The following is a 26,516-nucleotide window of genomic DNA, read 5'->3' on the forward strand; positions in this document are numbered from 1 at the left end:
GGTTCCAGTAAATCCTAAACCAATTGCGGCTTTGCTGCTTTTTAGAGATGACAACAGTTGCCACAGATCTTTCCTGCCAAGCACTGTATCTACCGTATCAGGCTTGCCAAAGGGAGTAACTCATTTTCATTCTCAACTCATCATCTCTATGGCCAAACGTGCCCACCACTACCGTCTTCGCTTAGAGCACTTAGCGCCTGCCTCTCCCGAACAACCGATCCACGCACCTCTTACGCTGGATTTCGACAACCACGATGACATTCTTCAGATTGTTGAACGCATGGAAGCGCGTCAGCTTTTTGCCACGCCGGGGCAAGCTTCAGAGTTTGCTATCGGCCTGAAGCTATTCAGTGAAGTACTGCTTAAGAACCGGGAGCATCCGTTGTTCACAGAGTTCCGGCCAGCATTCAGCGCGTTTATGAAGAAGCTCAAAAGTGGGGCTAATTCAGCTGAACAAATTGAAGATTAGCCTCTTGAGTGTTGAGCAGGGGCAAAGGTTTACTATTGATTTTAATAGCCTGATTATATGATACTTAGATTCATGCTTTAAAATCATAGCCCCACGTACATGCATTAGATAGATGATAATATTATCCGCATAAATAATATTAAATCAATATTGCTTTTTAACAGCGTATTGCTTTTGTCACTAAATAAGTAGCACTTGCTCTAAGGCCCTTTGATATCATGTCAAAGGGCCTTTAACTTTTTATAGGATTAATAAAATTATATAAAGCCTACTGTGTATTAGTTTGTCTATTATTAGATATAATTGACTTTTACCAATTTGCGCCAAGGATTTTATATAATTGGGAATAACGGCATAGTTACTTATGTCATTGTGGGATAGTGTAGTAAGTTGTTGATAGGCAAACATATATGAGTTAACAAAAAATATTATCCTATAAGTAAATCCAACAGGAATATAATTTAGTAATACCTAATATAGCTTTGCGCTATTGTATTGGAAGACGCTATATAGTTGTAAGCAAAGGGCTGCCTCGTTCAAAAATGAGTATTCACCGAGCCTGAGAGTTTATTCAGCGAAATAGATAGGTAGCTACCTAATAGCCACAGTATTTTTGAAAAGCAAGCTCGGCCTATAGCGTCTTTTTGCCTGTTTTAATTCATGATTATTTTGATTTCCACCATTTCTTTCTCCCTATGAGGACAACCTTACGATTTTCAGCCATGCTGCTAGCGTGGTTGACGCTAAGCCGAACCGATGCGTGGGCGCAGACTCCTACGCTGGAGTTTGCTACGGGTGCCAACAACCCAACGGGCAACGGACCTGTGGCTACTACCGCTCAGGTAATCACGTTCCAAAACAACGCAGGCAACCCAACGACTAACACGTTCACCACTTATACTCCGACCACGACGGCAACCTTTGCTTTTAGCAATCAGCAGTTTGCCGCAATTCCAACAGGACGGATAAGTACGGGGACGGGTGCCTCCTTCGGCGCCAATATCAATACCAACGGAGTTGCTGCTATTGCTGATGAGCGGTTTCCGCTAATGAGTAATATCGGTGGATCTACAAATGCCAACTACACGTCGGCAGGTGGTGTGTCCGGTGGAATAGATATTGCGTCTAACCGTAGCGTGGACGTCTTTCTCAGCGCTCAGGCACTAACCTATAACGCTACCACCGCTGCACGATATCGGTATGTGGACTTAGACATTACGTTCAATCGGCCCGTCGTGAATCCAGTGGTGCAAATCACTGGTTTTGGCGGCACATACGGTGCTTTGGGTTTCAGTGCCGAGTTGGATTTGTTAACCACTGGCGTTACGCTTTCCAAGCTAAGCGGCTCCAATGAACTTACGGTTAACGCAACTCAGATTCTGAACAACTCAGGCGCTATTACCGCTGCCACGGGTAATGGTGGTGCCAGTGGCTCGGTGCTAGTAACTACTCCTGTGAGTGGTATTACTACCCTCTCGTTCAGAGTATATCTACGCGGGGATGGTGGCGGTAACGCTTGGCACCCACAGCCAGGAACTACCAACGACACGCAGCACATAGGGGAGAAATGGCAAATTGGGGTATCAGCGCTTACTCCTGCCAACCTGATTGGCTATGTGTTTGAGGACGTAAACTACGGTGGGGGGGCCGGCCGTACGCTGGCCACCTCGGGTGGTGAACCCCGGCCTAACGCACGGGTTGAAATCTATAACGCGGCTGGTACTTATGTGACGGCTACTACCACTGATGCTTTCGGGCAGTATGCGTTCAGTGGCCTAGCAGCTGGTGACTACACGGTGCGCGTAGTAAACAGCACTGTAACCTCGTCGCGCACGGGCTACGTAGCGGGTCTGCTACCAGTTCAAACCTATAATGGTACCACTACGCGTGTAGGTGGAGAAGCACCAGCAAAAGTAGATGCTGGCAATGGCACAACAGGTACCACCTTGGCCAGTTTGAATACCTCTGCTACCATTGCGCAAAGCCAAGCGACCATTACGCTGGCAGCCAGCGCTACCGTAAGTACCGATTTCGGCTACAACTTTGATGTGATAACCAATACCAACAACGCGGGCCAAGGCTCGTTGCGGCAGTTTATCACTAATTCCAATGCTTTGGGGGGCGAAGCCACCTTGGCTCAGGCTGGCTCGCGGGTAGATATTACTGGTGCTACTATTCCGCTGGACGGCGGCGTAGAAAGCAGCATTTTCATGATTCCGAATGGTGCCGCTCGCCCTGGCCTGTTGGCTAGCACGAATGGCGGACCGGCTTCGTTGCTCACCAACGGGGTAGCAGCTATTGCACCAACCACCGCGCTGCCTAACATCACGGGGCCACTAACCAATATCGATGGCACCACTCAGACCTTCAATATTGGCAACACCAACAACATAACGCTGGGTGCGGGCGGTACCGTGGGTACTGGCGCATTAGCGCTTACGCAGCTCAATGGCCCGGAAGTGCAGCTCAGAGGCGCAACTACTTTCGACGGCTTAAGAGCGGCGGCCAACAACATTACGATGCGCGGTCTGAGCATGTATGGTTTCGCAACCAACATCTTGGCTAACATTGATGTCGTTGGTACTCGTATTGAGCAGAACGTAATTGGTACGTCAGCTACTAGTTTCACTGACCCTGGTACCGGGGTGCGCACCCTAAACGAAGGCATCAACCTAAACGCCTCCGACAACGGAACCATTAGCAATAACCTGATAGGTTTCAATGGTGGGATGGGCATCTGGGTGCAATCCAACAATGGCAATGGTGCTAATAACAACACCATTACCGGCAATGAAGTACGGGGTAATGCTATAACGACAATTGCTGGCAACGGCGAGAGACTGGTATTTGACGGAGTGGAATTGCAGGGCAACAGTACGAACAATACCGTGTCGGGCAACCTGATAACGGCCAGCTATGGTCACGGTATCGATTCGTTTGGTAATGGTATTGGTGGCAACACCATATCGGACAACACCATCAGCAACAACGGCGCGGGCGTTACTGCCAACACCGGCGAAGAAGGCTCAGGCCTACGAGTATTTGGCGCCACTAACCCTACAATTATTTCGGGCAACGTGCTGACCGGCAACAACGGCTCAGGCGTGCTGGTGATAGGCGCCGCTAACCAGGTGACGATTTCGCAGAACTCGATGAGCGGCAACACCCGCCTGGGTATCGACTTGCTGAGTACGGCTGAAGGCAATACTACTACGTTCTGGAACGGCCAGACGGGTACTACTTCCAACGTCACCATCAACGACAACGGCGACGGCGACACTGGCGGCAACGGGCTGTTCAACTTCCCGGTGCTCACCACGGCTACGCTTAACGGTACTTCGTTGGTAGTGAATGGCTTTGCTCGCAGCGGTTCCCTAGTAGAACTGTTTCTGGCAACGCCGCTCACCACCGACCCCACTTCCACGGCCACTGTTACCAACAACAAAGGCTTTGGCCAGGGCTCGAGCTACTTAGTTAGCCGCACTGAAGGCAACGCCACCGACGATACCAATACTGGCGCTGCCACCACCTATGGCCCCGGTAACATCAACGGATTGGCACAGGGTACCGACAACAGCAACCCCTTCACCTTTACTATTCCATTGAGCAGCCTCACGGCCGACCAGCGCACGGCGTTGCTCAGTGGCACAGCCGTTCTGACCAGCACGGCCCGCTTGAACAACAGCACATCGGAATTCTCGGGTAATCTGGTATTACCAGTTGCTGACGTTGCCACGACTCTGACGGGTCCTACCGCCCTCAGCCCAGGCCAAGCTTCAGGTAGCTATACGGTAACTTTTGCCAACAACGGCCCGAGCCAAGCTACCAACGTAACGCGGCGCGTAACCTTGCCGGCCGGCGCAACCGTTACGGCGGCTCAGCTTCCCGCAGGTGCTACTTTCTCTACAGTAGGTACGGTTACCACCGTTGATTTCGGTACGTTGGCTACGCTCAACAGCGGCGTTAGCAACTCGTTCAGCTTCAGCTACACGGCGCCTCCTACTTCTGGCACATACTCTCTGACCAGCGCTGTTACCAACACCGAAAGCCAAGGAGCTAACACCGGTGCTGATGCAGTTACCTTGTCTATCGTAGTGACTGGCTCGCCAGCTGGCTGCCAGCCGTCGTATTTCGACAACACGAATGCTAGCAGCGGCCTGACCGCCGAGTATTACGCCGGCTACTACGCTGATAACATCAGTTATTTCCAGCGTACTGCTCCAATCCGCCGCATCGACCCGCTGATTGATTTCAGCGCCGGCAACGGCAGTGCTACCTGGGGTAACTTAACAGGTGTAGCTGGTGGCTCCGCTACGAACTACGACGCCTACTCAGCTCTTTACCGTGGCAGCGTATACATTGCTTCGGCCGGTTCCTACACCTTCTACTTAGGCTCTGATGATGCTTCCTACCTCTGGCTGGATGGGGCCGCTTTGGCGCCCACTACAGCTAACGCCTCTATCAACAACGGCGGTGGCCACTCTTACGCTACGCAGCAGGCTACCATAACGTTAACTGCTGGTCTACACAACATCACAATAGCCTACGGCGAAGGTGCCGGTGACAACCGTTTGAAGTTGGAGTATGAAAACACCGCACTTGGCATCACCCGCCAGGTGGTTCCGGCCAATCTGTTCTGCGCTGGTCCGGCCACTACCAATACGCCGCCTGTAGCCAACGACGCTACCAACAGCTTCCTTCCGAACGTGTTAGCCGCCACTATTCTAGACCCGAATATCTCTGGTTCAGATACGGATGGTACCCTGGCTTACTATAACATCGAGACGTTACCAAGCGCCGCTAGTGGCGTGCTAGCTTTCAACGGGACGGCAGTAGTAGTTGGGCAGGCTATTCCAGCCGCTTCGCTCAACCAGCTGACCTTTGATCCGGCTGCTGGTTTCACTGGCAATGCTAGCTTCACGTATTCGGTAACCGACAACAACGGCCGCACCGACCTGACGCCGAACACCTATACCATTCCGGTAGGCGCCGTTAGCTGTCAGCCGTCATATTTCGACAACACGAATGCTAGCAGCGGCCTGACGGCCGAGTATTATGCTGGCTTCTTCGCCGACAACATCAGCTACTTCCAGCGCACCGCTCCAATCCGTCGCATTGATCCAACCGTGGATTTCAGCACCGGTAATGGTAGTGCAACCTGGGGCAACCTGACGGGCGTAGCCGGTGGCTCCGCTACGGATTACGACCAGTTCTCGGCCCGCTACCGTGGCAGTATCTACATTGCATCTGCTGGTTCCTATACCTTCTACTTGGGCTCCGATGATGCTTCCTACCTCTGGTTGGATGGCGCCGCCTTGGCTCCAACGACTGCTAATGCGACCATCAACAACGGCGGTGCTCATGGTTACGCTACGCTTCAGGCAACTGTAACGCTGTCAGCTGGTTTGCATGACATTACGGTAGCATACGGGGAGGTTGCAGGTGGCAACGCGCTTCGGCTGGAATACGCCAGTGTAGCCAATAATATTGCTCGCCAGGTGATTCCTTCAGGCTTGTTCTGCGCCGGTCCGGCCACTACCAACATCCCGCCTGTGGCACAAGACGCCACCAACACTGCGCTGCTGAGTGCAGCGGCTGCTACAGTGCTCAATCCGAACCTGTCGGGTACGGACACGGATGGTACGTTGGCTTACTACAACATTGTAACCCTGCCAAGCGCTGCTAGTGGTGTGCTGGCGTTCAACGGAACGGCAGTGGTAGCCGGGCAGGCTATTCCAGCCGGTTCTTTGAACCTGTTAACCTTCGACCCAACGGCCAGCTTCAACGGCAATGCTAGCTTCACGTATTCGGTAACCGACAACAACGGCCGCGCCGACCTGACGCCGAACACCTATACCATTCCGGTGAATGGCACAGCTGATGTGACTACTACATTGGCTGGTCCGACTAACCTGAACCCTGGTCAGGCTACTAGCACTTATACGGCAGCCTATACCAACAACGGTCCTAACCCAGCGGTATCGGTGACGCAGCAAGTGAGCTTGCCAGCTGGTGCTACCAACGTTTTCGTGAATGGTGTGGCGTACGTGCCTTCCGGTAACATTATCGACTTCGGCACAGCTGCTTCTTTGGCCGCTGGTGCTACTAACCTCTTCTCGTTCAGCTTTACGGCCCCTACCACTACCGGTAGCGCCCCTATCATCAGCAACGTAACGACCAACACGCCGCAGGGTGCCGATACGGCTCCAAACTCGGCTACGCTGAATGCTACCGTAGGCAGCACCGCCAACGTAGCGGCTATCATCTCGGCTGGTGCAGGTTCTGTAACGGCTGGTCAATCGGCTAGCTTCAACGTGAGCTTCAGCAATGCTGGTCCTGCTACGGCGGCTGGTGTAGTGGCTTCGGTACAGTTGCCTGCTGGTTTAGGTACCGTAACTGCCTCCAATGGTGGGGTGTACGACAACGCCACGGGTATCGTGACTTACGCTGGTATTACCTCTTACAACAGCGGTGGCAGCACGGCTTCGGTGATTTCCTTCACGGCGCCGGCTTCTGGTCCGGTAACGGCTACGGCCAGCATCAGAACCACCACGTCGGAGGCCGGTCAGACGGCTAATAACACGCAGAGCGCTAGCATCAGCGTAACACCAACCTACGATGTGACGACCTCGATTACGGGGCCAACCAGCACGGCAGTTGGGGTGCAAACCACGTTCAGCGTGATGACCATCAACAATGGTCCATCGATGGCACCAAGCGTAGTGCAGACCGTAACGGGCCTGCCAACTAACCTGACCAACGTGTACGTGTCGAATGGCGGTACTTACAACGCGACTAATGGCACCGTAACCTTCCCAGTGCTTGAGGCTATGGCCAACGGCGCGCGGGTGGACAACACCATCAGCTTCACGCCAACTACCACCAACGCCACGGGCTTCACGGCTACGGCTACCGCCACGGCTAACGGCACCAACCCTGGCGACTCGAACACCGGTAACAACTCGGTAGCTGCCTCGGCAATGGTAGTGAATGCTGCTCCGGCCGCTTCCACCAACGCCAACATCTACACGACCATTACCACTCCGAGTGCTAACGTACTGCTGGGTGACGCGGTAAACTTTACCGTAACCTCGGGCAACCGGGGCGCGGCTACAGCTACAACTGTAGCGCAGCAAACTACGCTGCCTGCTGGCCTGAGCAACGTAGTAGTGCGCGACGCCAACAACAACGTGGTGTCTAACACGGCTACCACGGGCTACAACAGCGCCACTGGCGTAGTGGTAGTACCTGTAGCATCCATCCTGAGTGGGGCTACTACTTCGTACAGCGTTTCGTTCCCGGCGCCAGCCTCGGGTGTGGTAGCCGGCGTGGCCACCATTTCCTCGGCTAACGCTGATTCGATGCCAGCTGACAACATCTCCACTGCCGACGTGACGGTGATGCCAACTACCGATTTGGTAGTTCGCCTGACAGGTCCTGCTTCGGTGGTGTCGGGTAGCTCGGCTACGTACACCGTAACTACCACCAACAACGGTCCGGTAACGGCTACCAACGTGGCTACCACGGTGTCCATCCCGGCCGGCCTCACGGGCGTGACGGTATCGGGTAACGGTACTTACAACGCTACTACCGGTGTGGTTACGTTCCCGGCTACGGCCAGCTTGCTCAACGGCTCGGCTACGTCGAACACCATTACCTACACCGAGCCAAACATCAGCACGGTTCGGAATGTGGCTTCTGCTACTTCTACTGTGGTGGATAGCCAGCCAGCCAACAACACGGCCAGTGTAACAACGCAGGTGAAGGGTATGACCGATGTAACGGTAGCGCTGAACGGGCCTGCCACCATCGTACAAGGCAACCAGGTTGACTACGTGGTATCGGCCATCAACAATGGCCAAGCCGCGGCTGCCAACACGGTTATCAAGGTGCAGCTGCCTACGGGCCTGAGCAACGTTGTAACCTCAAACGGTACCTACAACGCTACTACCGGTGTGGTTACGTTCGCCACCATCGCCAGCCAGGCGTCTGGTCGCGAAGGGGCGGTTAGCTACGGAATCCGTTTCGTTGCTCCGTCTACGCTGACAAGCCTGTACGCTGCCGCCTCGGTAAGCACCGATTCGGAAGAAAGCAGCTACACCAACAACGTAGCTACCATTACTACCAATGTGGCTGCCCCAACCACTGGCCAAGCTGATCTGCAAATTGTTGTGGCGCCTAGCACGAACTCGCCAGTAGCGGGTCAGTCGATGACGCTGAACGTGACGACGACCAACTCAGCGGCCAGCACAATAGCGGCTACCAATGTGGTAACACGCGTGTCCATTGAGCCCGGCCTGACGGTGACGTCCATCACCAACGGTGGTACCTACGACCCGGCTACGGGCGTAGTAACCTTCCCAGCTTTGTCGTCCTTGGCCATTGGGGCTTCGGTGCCGAACTCGGTGGTGTTTGTGGTGCCTGGCGCTACGCCGTTCACCACGCGTGGTCTGGTATCCGGCGACCAGTCGGATCCTTCGGTTGCCAACAACGTGGAGTTCCAGAGCCTGACCGTGAGCCAGCGCGCCGACGTGACTACGACCATCAGCGGCCCGGCAGCTACGCAGCCCGGTGACCTGGTAACGTACTCAGTATCGACGATCAACAACGGCCCATCAGTAGCTACTGGCGTGGTGCAGAAAGTGACCATCCCGGCTGGTGCCACCAACGTGGTGATTTCCGGTGGTGGTACACTGGTGGGCAACGAGGTGACTTTCCCAACCATCAGCAACCAGGTAGCCGGCATCAACGGTGAGGTAGTGAATACCATTTCGTTCAACGCGCCAGCTACCATCCCAACGTCTTACAACGTAATAGCCAACGTAACGACGAATAGCACCCAGCCAACCACGCCGGGTACTACCAACGACGCTGCCACGGTAACCACTGCCAAAGGCAACCGGGCTCCAGTAGCCAACGCCGTAGTAAACGCGCTGCGGACGCCAGAAGGCAACACCGCTGGAGCTATGGCTATTTCGGCACTGAGTGGTACGGATGCCGATGGTAACACTACCATCACAACGTATACCATCACGAGCATTCCAGATGCTACTACGCAAGGAGTATTGCGCCTGAACAATGTACTGGTAACGCCTAACACGCCGGTACCGGCTGCCGACGTGGCCAACCTCACCTTCGACCCAGTGGCTTCCTTCGTAGGCAATGCCTTCTTCACCTACACGGCTACTGACAATGCTGGTTCAGTGTCGGCCCCGGCTACCTACACCATCCCGGTTGGCCAGGACATCAGCGCGGTATACACGCTGACTACGCCAAAAGGTGGTGCCACGCCGTACCAGAACGGTGACGTAATTGCCAACGTGTTCGACGTAAACGGTGGTAGCTACAGCAGCGCTGCCACGCCAGCTGTAACCAACACCGGTATCCAGACGGCTACCCTGACGAGTGGCACGCTGCCCGCCGGTACCACCCTGGATCCTGTAACGGGTATCATCACGGTAACCAACCGCGTTGCGCTGGTGGCCGGTAGCTACCCCGTAACGGTTACCACGGTTGATGCTTATGGTGGCACCAACACCAGCACCTTCACTATCGTAATCGGTACTCGTCCGCTGCCAGTGGAGCTGGCATCCTTCGAAGTACGTGCTGTGAAAGTGGATGCGCTGTTGGATTGGACTACTGCTTCGGAGAAAAACAATGACCACTTCGAAGTAGAGCGCAGCCTGAACGGTAGCACGTTTGAGAAGATTGGCACGGTGCGTGGCCAGGGTACCACCCAAGCCGCCACGCCGTACAGCTTCAAAGATGCTGGCATCGGAGCCCGCACTCAGAGCCTAGTGTACTACCGCTTGCGTCAGGTTGACCTCGACGGCACGGTAGCGTACTCGCCCGTACGCACGGTGCGTTTCGAAGGCCAGGCTGCCGTAACGGCCAAGCTGAGCGTGTTCCCGAACCCAGCTACTACCGCCGACCGGGTGGTGACGCTGGATCTGAGCACACTACCAAAAGGCAACTACCAGGCTCTACTGGTTGACGCTGCTGGCCGCATCCTCGGTACCTACTCGGTGGAGGGTGGCATCAACAAAACGGTTGACGTACAGAACCTGCCAACCGGTACCTACATCATTCAGGTGCGCGGCAACGGTCTGAAACTGAGTGAGCGTCTGGTGAAAGAATAGCGCTAGTTTCAACCCAATAAGAAAAGCCCTGTCGGTATCCGGCAGGGCTTTTTTTGTGGCCTAGCTGCCCAAGGGCTAGGTAAGACCTGCCAGCCAGCCGAAGGTTGTCAACCTATCGGGGCGGGCGGGGGTATATGTAGGCTGATTTATTGCTGCCATACCATGCCTACTGCCGTTTCACTTCCTTCTGCCGTTACGCCTCGCCCACGCCGCCACCGTCCGCCCACTGCGCCGCTGCTCGATTATGACGTGGTAATAGTAGGGGCGGGGAGTGCAGGCCTGAGTGCCGCGCTAGTACTAGGCCGCAGTTTGCGCCGGGTGCTGGTCTGCGACGGGGGTGCCCCGCGTAATGCGCCTTCACCAGGCGTGCAGGGCTTTTTCACCCGCGACGGTATCAAGCCCGCTGACTTACTGCAACTGGGGCACGAGCAACTGCAACCCTACACCTCCGTGGCAGTGAAGCCGAGGCGCGTGGCAGGAGTGGAGCCGCTGGCTGTCGGGTTTCGTGTAACGCTGGAAGGCGAATCAGGGCGGACCAGCGCCTGCACTACTCGCAAGATTCTGCTGGCTACGGGCGTGGAAGACGAACTGCCGGTAGTGGAAGGCATGCGCGAGTTTTGGGGTACCGGCGTACTGCACTGTCCGTACTGCCACGGCTGGGAAGTGCGTGACCAGCCTTTGGCTGTGTATGGCCAAGGCAAAACCGTAACCGGCCTGGCACTGCTAGTTAGCCGCTGGAGCAAGGACGTAGTAGTGTGCACCGATGGCCCTGGCCAACTCACCAACAATGCCCGCCGCCGTCTGCGCCAGCAAGGTATTCAGGTGCGGGAAGAGGAAGTTAGCAAGCTGGAAGGCACTAAGCGCGCCGGTTTCCAGTGTATTGTATTTAAGAACGGAGACAAGCTAGTTCGCACAGCCGTATTCATTCACGCACATCAGCACCAGCGTAGCGCCTTGGCCGAGCAGTTGGGTTGCCGCTTCACCAAGAAAGGCGGCATCTGGGTGGACAAAAACGCCCAAACTACCATTATAGGCCTCTACGCCGCCGGCGACGCCACGCCCGGTACCCAGCAGGCGCTGTTAGCCGCTGCCAAAGGCGGTCAAGCCGCCATCTGCATCAATGAGCAACTCACCCGCGAAGAGTGCCCGAAATAGTAATAAACCACGGCTTTAACCCATGCAGAAGTAATAGCTTTTCCGTGCCACAAGTCTGTTGTCCCGGTTTTGTGTGTGCCAGCCAGCTAGTCTAGCTAATAGTACATGCAGAAAATATCCATCTCTATATTGAGTAGGATATAGCCAGTTACTGATAAGCGTGGAATGGTGCGGAATGAAATGTAGCATTACGTGAGGGGATATATCCTGCAGGTTTATTGCCTGACGATATAGTAATTCAGAGGCTTGAATATTTCCTATTTTTCAAGTAATGAGTGCTATTATTGTATAATGCTTCGCTTTTCATTCCCACCGTCTCGTTCATGATTTCAAACTGTAACCTTCTTCTCACGCTAGGCACTGCCGCTGGCTTTGCCCTAGCGGGTTGTGCTTCCTCTACGCCTGCCACCACGGCGGCTACTACCCCTGGCACTACGGCCGCTACTACCACGGCTACTGCTTCGGCGGCACCTGCGGCACCTGGTGTTGGCTTGGACTTAGCTGGCCGCGACCTGTCGGTTTCGCCCTGTGACGACTTTTTCCACTATGCCGGGGGCACTTGGCTGAAGAACACGCCGATTCCCGCTGCCCAAACCTCGTGGGGCTCGTTCAACATTCTGCGCGATCAGAACAATGCTGCTCTGCGTAGCATTCTGGAGCAAGCCGCGGCCAATACCTCGGCTGCTAAAGGCACCAATGCGCAGAAAGTAGGCGACTTCTACGCTTCGGCCATGGACTCGATGGCTATCGAAAAAGCCGGTTTGAAGTACTTGCAGCCCGAGCTAGCCCGCATTCATGCGGTGAAGGATTTGAAAGGATTGCAAAACGCCTTAGCGCGCCACCAGATGCTGCAAACCCGCTCGGTGTTTGGCCTGGGCGTGAATCAGGACCGCAAGAAGAGCACGGAGTATGCGCTGTATCTCTCGCAGGGCGGCCTGGGCATGCCCGACCGGGACAACTACCTCAAGGACGATGCCCGCTCGAAAACCATCCGTACGGCCTATACCACCTACCTGACCAACCTGTTCAAGCTGCTCGGCGACAACGAGGCCACAGCTAAAAAGGGAGCCGAAACGGTGGTGCGTCTGGAAACCCGGCTCGCCAAAGCCAGCAAAGAGCGGGTAGCCCTGCGCGACCCGTACGCCAACTACAACAAGATGACGGTGGCCGAGGCCAACGCTCAATACCCCAACCTCGGCCTGACGGCCATGCTGCCGCAACTCGGTTTGGCTTCGGCCAAAGAAGTGATTGTAGGCCAGCCTGATTTCCTGAAGGAAGCCAGCACCGCCCTTAAGCAGGAGCCATTGGCCGACTGGAAAACCTACCTGCGGGCTCACTTAATCAGCTCCATGACGTCGGCGCTGCCCAAGGCGTACGTGGATGAGGAATTCCGGTATCAGCAGGTGCTTACGGGAGCCAAGGTGCAGCAGCCCCGCTGGAAGCGCATGAACCTGGCCACCGACGCGGCGCTGGGGGAGGCATTCGGGCAGTTGTACGTGGAGAAGGCCTTCACCCCCGAAACCAAAGCCAAGGCGCTGGAAATGGTGGGCAACATCAAGGAAGCCATGGGCGAGCATATTCAGCAGCTTTCCTGGATGAGCGACGTAACCAAGAAAGAGGCCCTGAAAAAGCTGAATTCCTTCACCGTCAAAATTGGTTACCCCGACAAGTGGAAAGACTATTCGGCGCTGACCATCACGCGTGAGTCGTACCTAAAAAACGTATTAGCGGCGCGGGAGTGGGGCGCGAAAGACCGGTTGAGCCGCTACGGCCAGCCCATCGACCGGAGTGTATGGGGCATGACGCCGCCCACGGTGAATGCCTATTATAACTCGTCGCTCAACGAAATTGTGTTCCCCGCGGGCATCATGCAGCCCCCGTTCTTCGACCCCAAAGCCGACGACGCGGTAAACTACGGCGGCATGGGCGCCGTTATCGGCCACGAAATCACCCACGGCTTCGATGACCAAGGCCGGCAGTCCGATGCCGAGGGCAACCTGCGCGACTGGTGGACCAAGGAAGACGCTGCCGAATTCACGAAACGGGCCGACATGGTGGGCAAGCAGTATTCGGCGTTCCAGCCGCTCGATTCGGTGTTCGTGAACGGTAAGCTGACGATGGGCGAAAACCTGGCCGACTTCGGTGGCTTGGCGCTGGCTTACTCGGCGCTGCAAAAGCAACTTGCCAAGCAGTACGGCAACAACCCACGCCCCAACTACGACGGCCTCAAGCCGGAGCAGCGATTCTTCCTGGGTTGGGCCCAAATCTGGCGTACCAGCGCCCGCCCCGAAGCGCTGCGCCAGCAAGTACAAACTGATCCGCACTCCCCTTCGCAGTACCGCACCAACGGCCCGCTCATGAACATGCCGGAGTTCTACGAAGCCTTCGGCTGCAAGGAAGACGCCAAAATGGTACGCGCCCAAAACGACCGCGCCAAGATTTGGTAGTAGCTGATTGTTGAATTGTTGATTGCTAAATAGCTAAAAAAGGCGACCCGCACAATGCGGGTCGCCTTTTTCAATAATGAAGCCGTTTGAGAATTGTCAAAAACTAATTGCCTGTCATGCAGAGCGCAGCGAAGCATCTCGCGTGCTAATGTTAGATTACTACTCCTGTGTCAGCAGGCGAGATGCTTCGGCTGCGCCTCTGCATGACGGGCAACAGATCATTTATCTGAATCAAAGCAAGCGCTAGTTACTCAGCAGCTTCCAACAACTCCACGCACTGGCGGGCAATTTCCAGTTCTTCGTTGGTGGGCACTACTAGCACTTTCACACGGCTATCCGCCGCGCTGATTTCCCGGATGCCTTTGGCGCGCTGGGCGTTCTTCTCCGCATCGAGTTTCACGCCCAGGTAGTCCATGTGCTGGCAGACCAGCTTGCGCACCAACGCGTCGTTTTCACCGACGCCGGCCGTGAAGATGATGGCGTCGAGGCCGTTGAGGGCGGCGGCGTAGGCTCCAATGTATTTCTTGATGCGGTAGGCGTAGAGGTCGTAGGCGAGGCGGGCGTTGGCGTCGCCGGCTTCGATGGCGGCGGTTATGTCGCGCATGTCGCTGAGGCCGGTGAGGGCCAGCATGCCGCTTTGCTTGTTGAGCAGGGCGCTGACTTGCTCGGGCGTGTAGCTGAGCTGGCTGATGAGGTGGAACACCACGGAAGGGTCGATGTCGCCGGAACGGGTGCCCATCACCAAACCGGCCAGGGGCCCGAAGCCCATGCTCGTGTCGAGAGACTTGCCGTTGCGCACGGCCGCTATGCTACAGCCGTTGCCGAGGTGCACGCTTACCAGCCGGGCATCAGGGGTATTCAGGTACTGTGCGGCTTGCTCGGTTACGTATTTGTGGCTGGTGCCGTGGAAGCCGTACACCCGAATGCCCTGCTCGGTGTACAGCTCCGTGGGAATGGCGTAGCGGTAGGCTTGCTCGGGCATGGTTTGGTGGAAAGCCGTATCGAACACTGCCACTTGCTTGGCCTGCGGAAACGTCTTTTCGGCTACTTCAATGCCACGGTAGTTGGCTGGGTTATGCAGCGGGGCCAGCGGAAACAGCTTGCGGATAGCTTCTTTCACGGCCGGAATAATCAGTGCCGTGGCGGCAAACTCCTCGCCGCCGTGTACCACCCGATGCCCTACCGCTTCCACCTCGCCGGGGTCTTGAATCACACCGAGTTGCGGATCGGCCAGTAGGCGGGCCACTTCGCGCAGGCCGGCTTCATGGTCGGGCAACTCCACCGACAGTACGGTGGTGGTTTCTTGCTCGCCGGCCAGCACCTTGTGTGTCACCACAGCATTATCGAGCCCGATGCGCTCCAACAAGCCGCTGCAAGCTGGTGTTTCCGTTGGCCACCGAAAAAACTGATACTTAATGGAGCTGCTGCCGGAATTAAGAACGAGTAGATTCATAAAAGTTGAGTTATGCACTTGAGCGGCACTGCAAATAAGCCTGGTAGCTAAACGACACGCGCTGGCGCACGTTGCACCGGGACTCAGAACTTAATTTACTTGCCGTGTAGCTCCTACCTAGTTGGTAGCCAAGGCGTCACAGGTTGGTAAAGTGAAAAATGGCAGTTGACTATGTAGATAAATAACAGGTATTTGGAGTACAAACAGAGAGTAAGTCCGGCTCTCCTTCCGGGTGGTAGCTGGTTGTATATTTACAGAAACCAATAAGCTCATGAAACAGAAAATACTATTTGTGGTATGCCTGCTATTCGGGCTGATGTTTATTAATGCGGGACTTAATAAGTTTCTCAATTACATGCCCATGCCCGCAGATTTGCCCGAGAAGATGGTGAAAGCAACGGCTGCTTTCACGGAAATCGGGTGGATAATGCCACTGGTAGGAGCCGCTGAGGTAATTGGAGGCTTGCTCTTTATGATTCCGAAATTCAGAGCGTTAGGAGCCATCATTGTTTTCCCCATTGTAATAGGCATCCTGCTGACCAACATCGTGGCGGCGCCCTCGGGCCTGCCTATTGCGTTGGTGCTCTTGGCCATCAATTTGTGGGTGCTTTTCGAAAACCGGGAGAAGTACCTAACCATGATAGCCTAAGCCGCAGACAACCGCTCTTGCCTGCTGCCGCTGCCTTAGCCCTGGGCCTGGATAGCCGTGATAATCACCGTGTTGTACACGTCTTCTACGGTGCAGCCGCGGCTCAGGTCATTCACGGGCTTGTTGAGGCCCTGTAGCACCGGGCCAATGGCCAGGGCACCGGTTTCGCGTTGCACGGCTTTGTAGGTGTTATTGCCAGTGTTCAGGTCAGGGAAGATGAGCACGCTGGCCTGGCCTGCTACTTCCGAGCCGGGCAGTTTCTGCCGGCCCACCATCGGGTCTACGGCGGCATCATACTGAATCGGGCCTTCCACCTTTAGGTCGGGGCGGCGCTGCTTCACCAGTTGCGTAGCCTGCCGAACCTTCTCTACGTCAGCCCCTTCGCCTGAGGTGCCCGACGAGTACGAGAGCATAGCCACCCGCGGCTCGATGCCAAACCGCAAACTACTTTCCGCCGACGATACTGCAATTTCTGCTAGCTGCTCGGCCGTGGGGTTGGGGTTCACGGCACAGTCGCCAAACACCGCCACCCGGTCAGGCAAGCACATAAAGAACACCGACGACACCACCGACACGCCCGGCTTGGTTTTGATGAACTGCAAAGCCGGCCGGATAGTGTGCTGGGTGGTGTGCACCGCCCCCGACACCATGCCGTCGGCGTGGCCCTTGTACACCATCATGCTCCCGAAATACGACACGTCGCGCATGAAGTCCCGGGCCATGTCGTAGTTCACGTTCTTGGTTTTGCGCAGCTCGTACAAGGTCTGCACGTAGTCATCGTAGTTCTCGGCGTGGGCCGGGTCGATGAGCTGCACGCGACTTAAATCCAGATTCAAGCCCAGGCGCTTCACCGATGCCGTAATGGCCGCCGGGTCGCCCAGAATGGTGAGGTCCACCACATCCTCGTTGATGAGGCGGGCGGCGGCGCGCAGAATCCGGTCGTCGTTGCCTTCGGGTAGCACAATGTGCTTGCGCTGGCTTTTGGCCCATTGCAGCAGCCGGTACTGAAACATGTGCGGCGTCAGGCCCTCGGGTTCAAACGTCACAATCCGTTCCTGCAACGCCGCCACGTCCACGTAGCGGTTGAACGTATCAATGGCCAGCCTGATTTTCTTAGGATTATCGGCCGTAATGCGCGACTGAATGGCCCCGATGGTGGTGGTAGTGAGGAAGGTACCGGTTTCCACGGCCAGAATGGGCACCACGGTTTGCAGGCCCTCAATCAGCTTGAGCACCGGCTCCTCGGGTTCCAGGCCGCCCGTGAGCACCAGCCCCGCCACCCGCGGGTAATTGGCCGAGGCGTTGGCTTGCAGCGCAATCAGCAGGATGTCGGCCCGGTCACCGGGCGTTACAATCAGCACGTTGTCGGCAAGGCGCGTGAGCAGGTTGGGCACCTGCATGGCCCCTGTAATAAAGTGGTCAACCTGATTGGTGAGCTGCTCACCCCCGAACAGTAGCTTGCCTCCTAGTTGCTCATGGATCTCCTTCATGGTAGCATTCTGGAGGTTTTTATCGGCCGGAATCAAGGTCAGGATGATTTCCTCGGGCAACTGAGCCCGTAGCAGGCTGCTCACATCGTCGAGCTGATCGGGGCTGACCTTGTTGGCTACCAGCGCCAGCATCTGCACTTCGCGGGCTTCCACGTTGCGCCACACCGTGAGGGCCGTATTGACCAGCTGCGCCGTGGTTTTGCCCGCCCCCGACACCACCATAATAACTGGCGCGCCCAGGTTTTTGGCAATGGAAATGTTGGCATCAAACTCAAACGCCGTGCCCTCGCCCACAAAGTCGCTGCCCTCCACTACCGTGAAATCGTAATTATCTTCCTGGGTTTTGAACTTGTGAATGACCGTGTCGATGATGTCGCCCTGCCGGTCGGCCTCCATCAAACTCATGGCCTGCGGGCGGGTGTAGGCGTACGTTTCCTCGTAGCCAACGGGTAGGTTGAAATAGCTAAGCACCGTTTCAATATGTACGTCTTTCTTCTCAGCATTAACCGCATTGATAATGGGCTTGAAGTAGCCAATGCGCTGAGCTTTACCTAGTAGCATATCCACCAAGCCCAGCGCAATCAATGATTTGCCGCTGTGTGGTTCGGCGGAGGCAATAAAGACGGTCTTGGTCATAGAGAGAAGCAGTTAGAAACGTTCCTACGGGGAATAGCCGCAACAAGCTGCATAGTAATGGCTGGGCGACCTATTGTCAAAGCGTTTTAACACCCTCGCAGGGTGTCTCTAAATAAAACATAGGTCGGGCATATACTTAATTACGAAGTGTTCGTAGTATTACGAAAGTATCGTAAAGACTTGTATATGGAACGACTAACCCAACCCGAAGAAGAAGCTATGCGGGTGCTGTGGCAGCTCAACGGTGGCTTTATCAAGGATGTGCTGGAACTCTTGCCCGAGCCCCGGCCGCCTTACACCACGCTGGCTTCCACCGTCCGCAACCTGGAGCGCAAAGGCTACCTCCGCAGCGAGAAGCTCGGCAATACCTACCGCTTCACGCCCGCCATTGCCGCCGACGACTATGGCAAGCAGTCGATGCAGGCCGTAGTGGGCAACTACTTCCGCAACTCCTACAAGGACTTGGTTTCGTTTTTCGCGCAAGAGCAGAACATCAGCGCCGAGGAGTTGAAGGATATCATCAGCATGATTGAAAACCAGAAGCCTAAGCCCTGATGCCACACCTGCTGGAATACCTGCTGCAAGTGAACGGGGCGCTGCTGCTGTTTGTGGCGGTGTACTATGCGCTGCTCCGTCGCCTCACCTTCCACACCCTAAACCGGTGGTATCTGCTGGGGGCCGTGGCTTTTTCGGTGCTCTACCCGCTGATAGACATGGCAGCGCTGTGGCCCCGGCCGGCGGTGCTAGACACGGAGCTGTTGATCTGGCAGTCGGTATGGCCGGGGGCGCCGGCCGCAGCTCCGGCTCCTGCCCCGGTAGACTACTACAGTTGGGTGCTGCGGCTATACTGGGTAGGCGTAGCGGTGCTGGCAGGGCGGCTACTAATGCAAGGCGTATCGTTGGGGCGGCTGCACCGGTTGGCAAGGCCGGTAGCTCAGGGAGTGCTGTTTCGGGAAGTGCCCGAAGCCGTAACGCCGTTTTCGTTTTGGCAAACCATCTACCTGAACCCGACCCAGCACCAGCCCACTGAGCTGGCCGCTATTCTATTGCATGAGCAGGTGCACATTCGGCAGTGGCACACGCTGGATGTACTGCTGGGGCAGGTGCTGCGCGTATTCTGCTGGCCGAATCCGGCGGCGTGGCTGCTGCTCCGGGCCGTGCAGGAAAACCTGGAGTTCATTGCCGACCACGCCGTGCTAACAGAAAGTGCGCTTGGCAAGCAAGACTATCAATACAGTCTGGTGCGGCTTAGCACTCTGGCGCAGGGCCCGGCGCTGGTTCTTCCTTTCTCTTTTATCACCCTTAAATCCCGCATTACAATGATGAATTCTCCGCAGTCTTCGCGCCTCCAACTATCCCGGTATTTGCTTGCGTTACCGCTGGCGTTTGGATTGGCATTAAGCTTCTCGGCTTCCAAAGCTGGCTCAGTCTCGCTCATTGCAGCTGCCTCAGAAGTGCACATTACGGATATCGAAAAGCCTGCGCCAATTAGTGCCCTGCCACCAGCAGCATTAGCATATATCGTGCAGCAGTATCCCGGATACCGCCTCATTGGGGTTGCAGAGGTGCGCGCTACAGATGATAGCAACCCACGATATAGAGCTGAAATTGCGATTGGCCGTCGCCCGATGCAACTGCTTTTCACTGCTAAGGGGCAGGTGCTGCCCACTGCGGTTGCCGAACAGCTGTACTTTCTCGATGGTAAGCCAATCAGCAAAGCCGAGATAGATAAGCTCGACCCTAAAACCGTCAGCCACATGATGGTGCTGAAAAAGGAGGAAGCTCTCCGCTCATTTGGCCCTGGTGCCACAGCTGGCGCTGTACTGATTGTTACCAAAGGAAAAGAGAATTCAGAGGAAGTGCTGGCCTTTATGAGGGAGCACAACATGACTTTGACGCCCGCCAGCCCGGAAGTGAATAAAATAAACTCCGCCGTAGTAGACGGCAAAGGCTTATCGGAAGAAGACTTAGGAGGCCGCCTGCTCATCGTGAATGGTCAGGAGGCTCCGGTAGCGGCATCGAAGATTGCAGCGGGCCGCTTGAAAACTGTAGGCGTGCTGGATGCCAAAAAAGCCACGGCAAAGTATGGTGCCAAAGGCAAAAACGGAGCAGTGGTTATTACCACCAACTGAGTGCCCTGCTACTGCTTGGCTTCAGCGTAGTACCCAGTTATCCCTATTGATAGCAAATGCTTCCTGCTTGTTGTGCAGGAGGCATTTGCTGCTTAGTACTCCTAGCCCAGGTGAAATTTGTTCTTGCGAACGAAGGAAAGCAAGAGACTCTAACTAAAGTAGACCAGCAAGTGAAACGAACGTAAAATCCGGTTGCTGCGTAAGCACCACTGTTCCACCCAGCGCCTAGCGGCTTGCCTCGCATGACTTCTCCAGTGTACCCCGACTACTTGGATCTGAGCTACCGCCCCGATTTGGGTGTTATAACGGCCCGCTGGAAACGCCCAGTTATATCGTCGGAGCTGCGCGCGGGCTACGAAAGCATTTTGCGCTACGCCGCGTCCTGCACCGATTGCCGCTACTGGCTAATCGACTCGCGGCGACGGTTAGAAGTGGACGCGCGCGACGTGCACTGGTTGACTACCACTTTTTATCCAACCTTGCGCGAGCATCTGCACGGGCACGTTTTTCTGGCTTTTCTAGCTGCTCCCTACCAGCTCGGCTACATTCAGGATGATACATTACCCTCTTTGCCGCATACGCATGGCAATTACTGCTCTCTTAATCAATTCACCGATGAAGGCGACGCAGTACAATGGTTAGTAGCACAGGGTGCTAAGCCTATATCGCAGGTAGTATAATAAGCACCGTCGTTTTTATAATATCAATTTGTTATACCTATAGTTTGTGTAGTCATAATACTCGTATTAGACTATTTTAGACAAGTTGGTTCGTATATTGCTACTGTGTGGTTAGTAGCTTGTATTATACAAGTAAGCCACTGCGAAAGAGAAATCAATTCTTACATCAATTACTTGCTTATGTACAAAAAAATTGTACTGTTGTTACTGGCGTTCCTCCTTTTTTTGAGTCCGGAAGCAGCACCAGCAGAAAACATTTCTGATGCTGCTATTGAAACAATAAGTAGTAGCTACCCCAAGGTACCACGCCCCAATTATAAAAGGTACCGCGGCAACAGCCGTAGCAAGCACAAGCGCTTAGGCTTTTTCCGTCGGCGAGCTGCTCGGCGACGCGCTATGCGCAAACGCAAAAACGCTGTGCCGGTGCGCAAGGGCGTGATATCCGTGGATGAACCAAAAGGTACTATGCCACAACGCTAACCTAAGTCTCGCTGCATAAGACAACAGCCGCATTAGCCATTGGGCTGATGCGGCTGTTGTTATTATAAGGTGTCTGGATCTATAGAGAAAGTGAAATATTGGCCACTAACATATAAGGTGCTTGGCAGTCATGTCAATGAATGGTTTTTCTGAGTATGGGTTTATTTATAATAGTATGATTCTCGAAATGAGATTTTATTCTCTTTATTAGAATTAAATCCAATTTATGAGGTTTTGTAATAGTCTGATTATTAGTGTAATAAATATATTTATATAACATAAGTAATAGTATTGGATTTATTCTTTAGCTTACGTCATCATTCAACTGCTATTACTTTTTTCATGAAAAAGGTCTACGTCTGCCAGCTAGTGATTTTGCGCCTGTCGCTAGTACTAAGCCTTATTTCAGCTTGCGCTGTTGCACAAGCTGCATCTACTTCCGCACAAATATCTGCCTCAACCACTGCGTTCTTGAAACGCTACGTGAACAAGGCCGGTGAAGTAAACTACCGCGCTATTCAGCATGAGCCGCAGCAGCTAGACGATTTACTCTACGACATTGCCGCCTATGATACGAAAGCCCCAGCCTCACAAGCTGACTTGTATTCCTTCTATTTGAATGCGTATAACGTATTGGTAATTGGGCAAATAGTAGAGAACTACCCGTCAGCTTCCGTGCAGCATATGCCTGGCTTCTTCGATAAAAAGCTAATGTTAGTTGCTGGCGAGAAAATGACCCTCGACCAACTCGAACACAACAAACTACGCAAGCTCTACGACGACCCACGTCTGCACTTTGTGCTAGTATGTGGTACCAGCAGCTGCCCGCGTTTGAGCCGCGAAGCCTACACTGGTAGAGACCTATTCGTGCAGCTCAACGCCCAAACTCAGCGAGTGTTGCAAGACCCAACTTTCGTGCAAGTAGACGCCGTAGCTAAAACTGTGAAACTGCCAGAAATATTTAAATGGTATGAGGCCGAGTTCGGCGGAAGTGGCAAAACCGGCCTGGCTTATATCAACCAATTTCGGGCTGATAAGAGCGTGCCTGCTTCTTTCTCTACTGATTACTATGCTTACGATTGGCGCTTAAACGACCAGAAAAGCAAGTAAACAACACTTGTTGTTATTTGCAGAATACCAAATAGTTATCTATCCGGCAGGCGGGTTTCATGTACTAACATGAGGCCCGCCTGCTCTGCTTTTGCTAGTTGCCGTACACCACACCAGAGAATACCCCGAAACCACATACCTCGGCAGATTACTCGCATAAACCTATCTTGACCGTACGGTTGCTATAAAAAGGCTTCATTACCACTGCTACTCCATGCTCACTTCCCGGCTTGAACACGATTTCTTAGGCGAACGGACCATTCCGGCCGACGCCTACTATGGTATCCAGACGCTACGCGCCCTCGAAAATTTCAACATCACGGGTATCCCTCTGAAGTCGGAGCCGCTGTTTGTGCAGGCGCTGGGTTACGTGAAGAAGGCTGCCGCGCTGGCCAACCGGGACATGGGCGTGCTCGACCCCACCATTGCCGATTACATTGCCCGCGCTAGTGACCGGGTAATTGCTGGCGAAATGGACAATCAGTTCCAAACCGACATGATTCAGGGCGGCGCGGGTACCTCCGTGAATATGAATGCCAACGAGGTAATTGCCAACGTGGCCCTGGAGCTAATGGATAAGCCTAAGGGCGCTTATGAGTTCTGCCACCCCAACAACCACGTCAACTGCTCCCAATCCACCAACGATGCCTACCCTACAGCCTTCCGCATTGCGCTCAACAACAAGCTGGTAGGTTATAGCCAGGCCCTGGGTGAGCTGGCTGACGCTTTTGCGCAGAAGGGCGAGGAGTTTCAGAACGTACTAAAAATGGGCCGTACGCAGCTCCAAGACGCTGTGCCCATGAGCATGGGCGACGAGTTCAAAGCATTTGCCACCAACCTACGCGAAGAGTTGCTCCGCATTCAGGACAGCCGCACCCTCATCAGTGAAATCAACATGGGCGCCACGGCTATCGGTACGCGGGTAAACGCCCCAACCGGCTACGCCGAAAATGTGACCGAACATCTGCGTACCATTACCGGGCTAGACTTGGTGCTGGCCGGCGACCTGATAGAAGCCACCTACGATACCGGTGCTTACGTGCAGCTCTCGGGGGTGCTAAAGCGGACTGCCGTTAAGCTGTCTAAAATCTGCAACGATTTGCGGCTGCTGTCGTCGGGGCCACGGGCGGGGCTGTTTGAAATCAACTTGCCGCCACTTCAGCCGGGCTCTAGCATTATGCCCGGCAAAGTAAACCCGGTGGTGCCCGAGGTGGTCAATCAAACGGCGTTCTACGTTATTGGGGCCGACCTAACCGTAACGATGGCGGCCGAGGCCGGGCAGTTGCAGCTAAACGTAATGGAGCCAGTCATTTCGTTTGCCTTGTTCACGAGCATCTCGTACCTGACCCGCGCCTGCCACACCCTGCGCGAAAAGTGCGTGGTGGGCATTACGGCCAATGCAGCACATGCCGAGAAACTGGTGCGCAACAGCATTGGCATTGTCACGCAGCTGAACCCCGTGCTCGGCTACGAAACCGCCGCCGAAATAGCCAAAGAAGCGCTGCGTACTGGCAAAAACGTATACGATATAGCCGTAACCGAGCGCCAACTGCTGACCCAGCAGAAATGGGACGAAATCTTTACATTCGAAAATCTGATTCGTCCGCATTATATTCAATAGCGCAGCGCTTACCAGTTAGGCACGTGCTGCTCCACAGTGAATAAATAACTAGCAGGTACTGCAAAGCCAGGCGAGTGCCTACAATCAATGTTTTTTACCTGTTGCTAGCCTAAATTCCTATGCAGATTGTATTGGTAGACGATGAGCACGTCAGCATCTTTATCACAAGAAAGATGTTAGAGCGCGAAGGCTTAGCTGATGAGATACACACGTTCGAGCTGCCTGAAGAAGCCCTACGCTACGTGCAAAGCAAATTGCCGGGCCACGCTCCCAACGTAATTCTGCTGGACTTGAATATGCCGGGGCTCGATGGGTGGGCTTTTCTGGAAGCATTGCAGCCTTATGAGGCGCAGTTGCTCGGGCAGTGTTTTATCTACATCCTGACTTCTTCACTTGACCCCACCGATACAGTACGGGCCAATGAATTTCCGCTGGTTTCGGGCCTGATTCATAAGCCGCTGGATAGAATCCAGATCCGCACCATCTTCGACCAAGTGGTAACCAGGCAGAGCTAAAACATAGTGAGTCGTACCACCAATTGACCTACAGCCAAACAAAAGCCGCTGCTTCTTCTGAAGCAGCGGCTTTTGTTTGGCTGTAGGCGAGGCCTAGTTTTACCACGAGCCGCTATTGTCGTCGTCGCTGTCGAAGCCACCCCCACCGGTGTCGTCGGATGATAAGTCGTCGTAGGAAGACGAGTCGCCGGAAGAGAAATAGTCGGGCTCGGAGTCGCCGGTAGCTGCGTCGGAAAAATAGTCGGGAGCTGTATCCTCAGTATTGTTTAGAGCCGGGAATTCTGAAGAACCACCAGCTGCTCCGGCTCCGCCCGCAAGGCCGGCCGCACCACCCGCTAAACCGGCTGCGCCAGGGTCGAGGGAAGAAGGCTGGCTGCCGAACCCAGCTGCATTGTGGTTGCTGCCGTAGTTGTTTTCATCGTGGCCGCCTGATGCCATGCGGTTGCCTAAGTAAGCGCCGGCGGCGGCAGCAGCGCCCGTTGCCAGAATACCGCCCATGCCGCTCCCAATGCCTCCACCGCTGGTGTTGTTGCCCATGTTGCCGCCCATGCGGTTGTTGCCATAAAAATCAGGAGCTGACTGTTGCGGACCGCCACGATTGATGGGGCCGTTAGGGCTGGCGGGGCGGTTACCCAGAAAGTCGGGGGTGGTGTTGCCGGGCGTGGTGCCCGTGTTGGTAGAACGCCGCCGAAATACTCGTACCAATAGCCAGATAACGCCCCCAATTAGCAGAGCCCCAATTGCCAACGTGCCCAAGCCCAGGCCCGACGACTCGGGTGCTGGCACTGACGATTGGGGTTTAAACGGCTCTGTTTCGGGGTCGTAGGATTGGGCCGGAGGGGTGTTGCCTAGCTCAGGATTTGCGGCTGTGGCCGGCGCAGCATCTGCCGACGCAGTAGCATCCGAGGTTGCGGTTGCTTGGTTTTTGCGAGGGTCGGAACTAGGGTTGGCAGCCAGCATTAGGGTGTTGAGGCCCTTGCGCAAGCCCCCAAAATAGTTGCCTTTCTTGAAGCTAGGCGTCATCTGCTGGTTGATAACGCGAGCCGTTAGTTCGGGTGTAATGACGCTCTGCAAACCCGAGCCCGCCTGAATCGTAACCTTACGCTCTTGGCCGGAGAGCAGCAGCACAATACCGTTGTTTTTGTCGCGCTGCCCAATGCCCCAGGCTTCACCCAGTGCCCGGCCGTAGTCGGCTACAGATCGGCCTCCCAAGCTAGGTACTGTTACCACTACTATCTGGGTGCCGGTTTCGTCGGCGTAGCTGCGCAGGCCGCTTTCCAAGGTTTTGGCGTTGGCTTCAGTGAGCAACTGGGCCTCATCGGTGACAAAGCGGAACGGCGACGGCCGCGTGGGCAGCCCGTCGGTTGACTGCGCAAAACCAGCGCCCGGCCAGCTCAGGGAGCTAACAAGGAGCAGAAAGAAGGACAGAAAGAAACGATGCATGGCACACAAAAAGAGGTGAGAGAATACCTGAAGAGCAGGCCTGAATGCCTTCTACGGCATGTGGCGCTTTAGTAGCTATCCAGAATAGAGCAGGGTA

Annotated in this window: 15 protein-coding genes; 12 read left to right on the forward strand and 3 right to left on the reverse strand. The window is 54.9% G+C overall.

The features are described from left to right. Positions 1 to 148 precede the first annotated feature (148 nt). The 4 genes from G536_RS0118130 to G536_RS0118145 all read left to right on the forward strand — a co-directional run bounded on the left by G536_RS0118130 (position 149) and on the right by G536_RS0118145 (position 14,210). Positions 149 to 469 carry a DUF3861 domain-containing protein gene (locus G536_RS0118130; protein ID WP_022825023.1) on the forward strand — a complete coding sequence of 107 codons (321 nt, stop codon included), beginning with the start codon at positions 149 to 151 and terminating at the stop codon, positions 467 to 469. A gap of 695 nt (positions 470 to 1,164) precedes the next feature. Further along, the gene (locus tag G536_RS0118135) at positions 1,165 to 10,608 is read left to right on the forward strand and encodes a PA14 domain-containing protein (RefSeq protein WP_084708696.1); all 9,444 of its coding nucleotides are present in this window, start codon (positions 1,165 to 1,167) and stop codon (positions 10,606 to 10,608) included. A 162-nt stretch (positions 10,609 to 10,770) separates the two neighbouring features. Beyond that, entirely contained in the window at positions 10,771 to 11,763 is a 993-nt protein-coding gene (locus G536_RS0118140; protein WP_022825025.1) for an NAD(P)/FAD-dependent oxidoreductase, read from the forward strand. Positions 11,764 to 12,086: 323 nt separating this feature from the next. Continuing rightward, positions 12,087 to 14,210, forward strand: a complete 2,124-nt coding sequence (locus tag G536_RS0118145) for a M13 family metallopeptidase (protein WP_022825026.1) — start codon at positions 12,087 to 12,089, stop codon at positions 14,208 to 14,210. Positions 14,211 to 14,457: 247 nt separating this feature from the next. On the opposite strand, the gene G536_RS0118150 is transcribed toward G536_RS0118145, so the two are convergent. Further along, the gene (locus G536_RS0118150) at positions 14,458 to 15,663 is read right to left on the reverse strand and encodes an acetate/propionate family kinase (protein WP_022825027.1); all 1,206 of its coding nucleotides are present in this window, start codon (positions 15,661 to 15,663) and stop codon (positions 14,458 to 14,460) included. A 271-nt stretch (positions 15,664 to 15,934) separates the two neighbouring features. On the opposite strand from G536_RS0118150, the gene G536_RS0118155 reads away from it, so the two are divergent. Next, positions 15,935 to 16,312 carry a DoxX family membrane protein gene (locus G536_RS0118155; RefSeq protein WP_022825028.1) on the forward strand — a complete coding sequence of 126 codons (378 nt, stop codon included), beginning with the start codon at positions 15,935 to 15,937 and terminating at the stop codon, positions 16,310 to 16,312. Between the two features lie 35 nt (positions 16,313 to 16,347). Here the strand turns inward: G536_RS0118155 and pta are convergent, their stop codons facing one another. Beyond that, positions 16,348 to 18,438 (reverse strand): phosphate acetyltransferase, encoded by a 2,091-nt coding sequence (gene pta / locus G536_RS0118160; protein WP_022825029.1) that lies wholly within the window; start codon positions 18,436 to 18,438, stop codon positions 16,348 to 16,350. 186 nt (positions 18,439 to 18,624) lie between these two features. Here pta and G536_RS0118165 point away from each other — a divergent pair, with 186 nt between their 5' ends. From G536_RS0118165 to G536_RS0118195, 7 genes are all read left to right on the forward strand, one after another. After that, positions 18,625 to 18,993, forward strand: coding sequence for a BlaI/MecI/CopY family transcriptional regulator (locus G536_RS0118165; RefSeq protein ID WP_022825030.1), 369 nt, complete (start codon positions 18,625 to 18,627; stop codon positions 18,991 to 18,993). Continuing rightward, positions 18,993 to 20,570 carry a M56 family metallopeptidase gene (locus G536_RS0118170; protein WP_022825031.1) on the forward strand — a complete coding sequence of 526 codons (1,578 nt, stop codon included), beginning with the start codon at positions 18,993 to 18,995 and terminating at the stop codon, positions 20,568 to 20,570. Before G536_RS0118165 ends, G536_RS0118170 begins: the two co-directional genes overlap by 1 nt. A gap of 242 nt (positions 20,571 to 20,812) precedes the next feature. Then, positions 20,813 to 21,250, forward strand: a complete 438-nt coding sequence (locus G536_RS0118175) for a hypothetical protein (protein ID WP_022825032.1) — start codon at positions 20,813 to 20,815, stop codon at positions 21,248 to 21,250. Positions 21,251 to 21,430: 180 nt separating this feature from the next. Further along, positions 21,431 to 21,730 (forward strand): hypothetical protein, encoded by a 300-nt coding sequence (locus tag G536_RS0118180; RefSeq protein WP_022825033.1) that lies wholly within the window; start codon positions 21,431 to 21,433, stop codon positions 21,728 to 21,730. A 471-nt stretch (positions 21,731 to 22,201) separates the two neighbouring features. Then, positions 22,202 to 22,840 carry a DUF547 domain-containing protein gene (locus G536_RS0118185; protein ID WP_051167034.1) on the forward strand — a complete coding sequence of 213 codons (639 nt, stop codon included), beginning with the start codon at positions 22,202 to 22,204 and terminating at the stop codon, positions 22,838 to 22,840. A gap of 214 nt (positions 22,841 to 23,054) precedes the next feature. Beyond that, positions 23,055 to 24,461: an aspartate ammonia-lyase gene (aspA, locus tag G536_RS0118190; protein ID WP_022825035.1), complete on the forward strand. Its 1,407-nt coding sequence runs from the start codon at positions 23,055 to 23,057 to the stop codon at positions 24,459 to 24,461. 119 nt (positions 24,462 to 24,580) lie between these two features. After that, positions 24,581 to 24,976 carry a response regulator gene (locus tag G536_RS0118195; RefSeq protein ID WP_022825036.1) on the forward strand — a complete coding sequence of 132 codons (396 nt, stop codon included), beginning with the start codon at positions 24,581 to 24,583 and terminating at the stop codon, positions 24,974 to 24,976. A gap of 99 nt (positions 24,977 to 25,075) precedes the next feature. Here G536_RS0118195 and G536_RS30910 read toward each other — a convergent pair whose 3' ends face one another. After that, positions 25,076 to 26,419: a TPM domain-containing protein gene (locus tag G536_RS30910; protein ID WP_051167035.1), complete on the reverse strand. Its 1,344-nt coding sequence runs from the start codon at positions 26,417 to 26,419 to the stop codon at positions 25,076 to 25,078. Between the last annotated feature and the right edge of the window lie 97 nt (positions 26,420 to 26,516).

This window comes from Hymenobacter norwichensis DSM 15439 (assembly GCF_000420705.1).
Classification (GTDB): Bacteria; Bacteroidota; Bacteroidia; order Cytophagales; family Hymenobacteraceae; genus Hymenobacter; species Hymenobacter norwichensis.

Coding starts and splice junctions, on each gene's coding strand:
- G536_RS0118195 (WP_022825036.1), top strand. CDS start 24,581: ATGCAGATTGTATTGGTAGACGATGAGCACGTCAGCATCTTTATCACA.
- G536_RS30910 (WP_051167035.1), bottom strand. CDS start 26,419: ATGCATCGTTTCTTTCTGTCCTTCTTTCTGCTCCTTGTTAGCTCCCTG.
- G536_RS0118140 (WP_022825025.1), top strand. CDS start 10,771: ATGCCTACTGCCGTTTCACTTCCTTCTGCCGTTACGCCTCGCCCACGC.
- G536_RS0118155 (WP_022825028.1), top strand. CDS start 15,935: ATGAAACAGAAAATACTATTTGTGGTATGCCTGCTATTCGGGCTGATG.
- G536_RS0118170 (WP_022825031.1), top strand. CDS start 18,993: ATGCCACACCTGCTGGAATACCTGCTGCAAGTGAACGGGGCGCTGCTG.
- G536_RS0118130 (WP_022825023.1), top strand. CDS start 149: ATGGCCAAACGTGCCCACCACTACCGTCTTCGCTTAGAGCACTTAGCG.
- G536_RS0118165 (WP_022825030.1), top strand. CDS start 18,625: ATGGAACGACTAACCCAACCCGAAGAAGAAGCTATGCGGGTGCTGTGG.
- G536_RS0118150 (WP_022825027.1), bottom strand. CDS start 15,663: ATGAATCTACTCGTTCTTAATTCCGGCAGCAGCTCCATTAAGTATCAG.
- G536_RS0118145 (WP_022825026.1), top strand. CDS start 12,087: ATGATTTCAAACTGTAACCTTCTTCTCACGCTAGGCACTGCCGCTGGC.
- G536_RS0118180 (WP_022825033.1), top strand. CDS start 21,431: ATGTACAAAAAAATTGTACTGTTGTTACTGGCGTTCCTCCTTTTTTTG.
- aspA (WP_022825035.1), top strand. CDS start 23,055: ATGCTCACTTCCCGGCTTGAACACGATTTCTTAGGCGAACGGACCATT.
- G536_RS0118175 (WP_022825032.1), top strand. CDS start 20,813: ATGACTTCTCCAGTGTACCCCGACTACTTGGATCTGAGCTACCGCCCC.
- G536_RS0118135 (WP_084708696.1), top strand. CDS start 1,165: ATGAGGACAACCTTACGATTTTCAGCCATGCTGCTAGCGTGGTTGACG.
- pta (WP_022825029.1), bottom strand. CDS start 18,438: ATGACCAAGACCGTCTTTATTGCCTCCGCCGAACCACACAGCGGCAAA.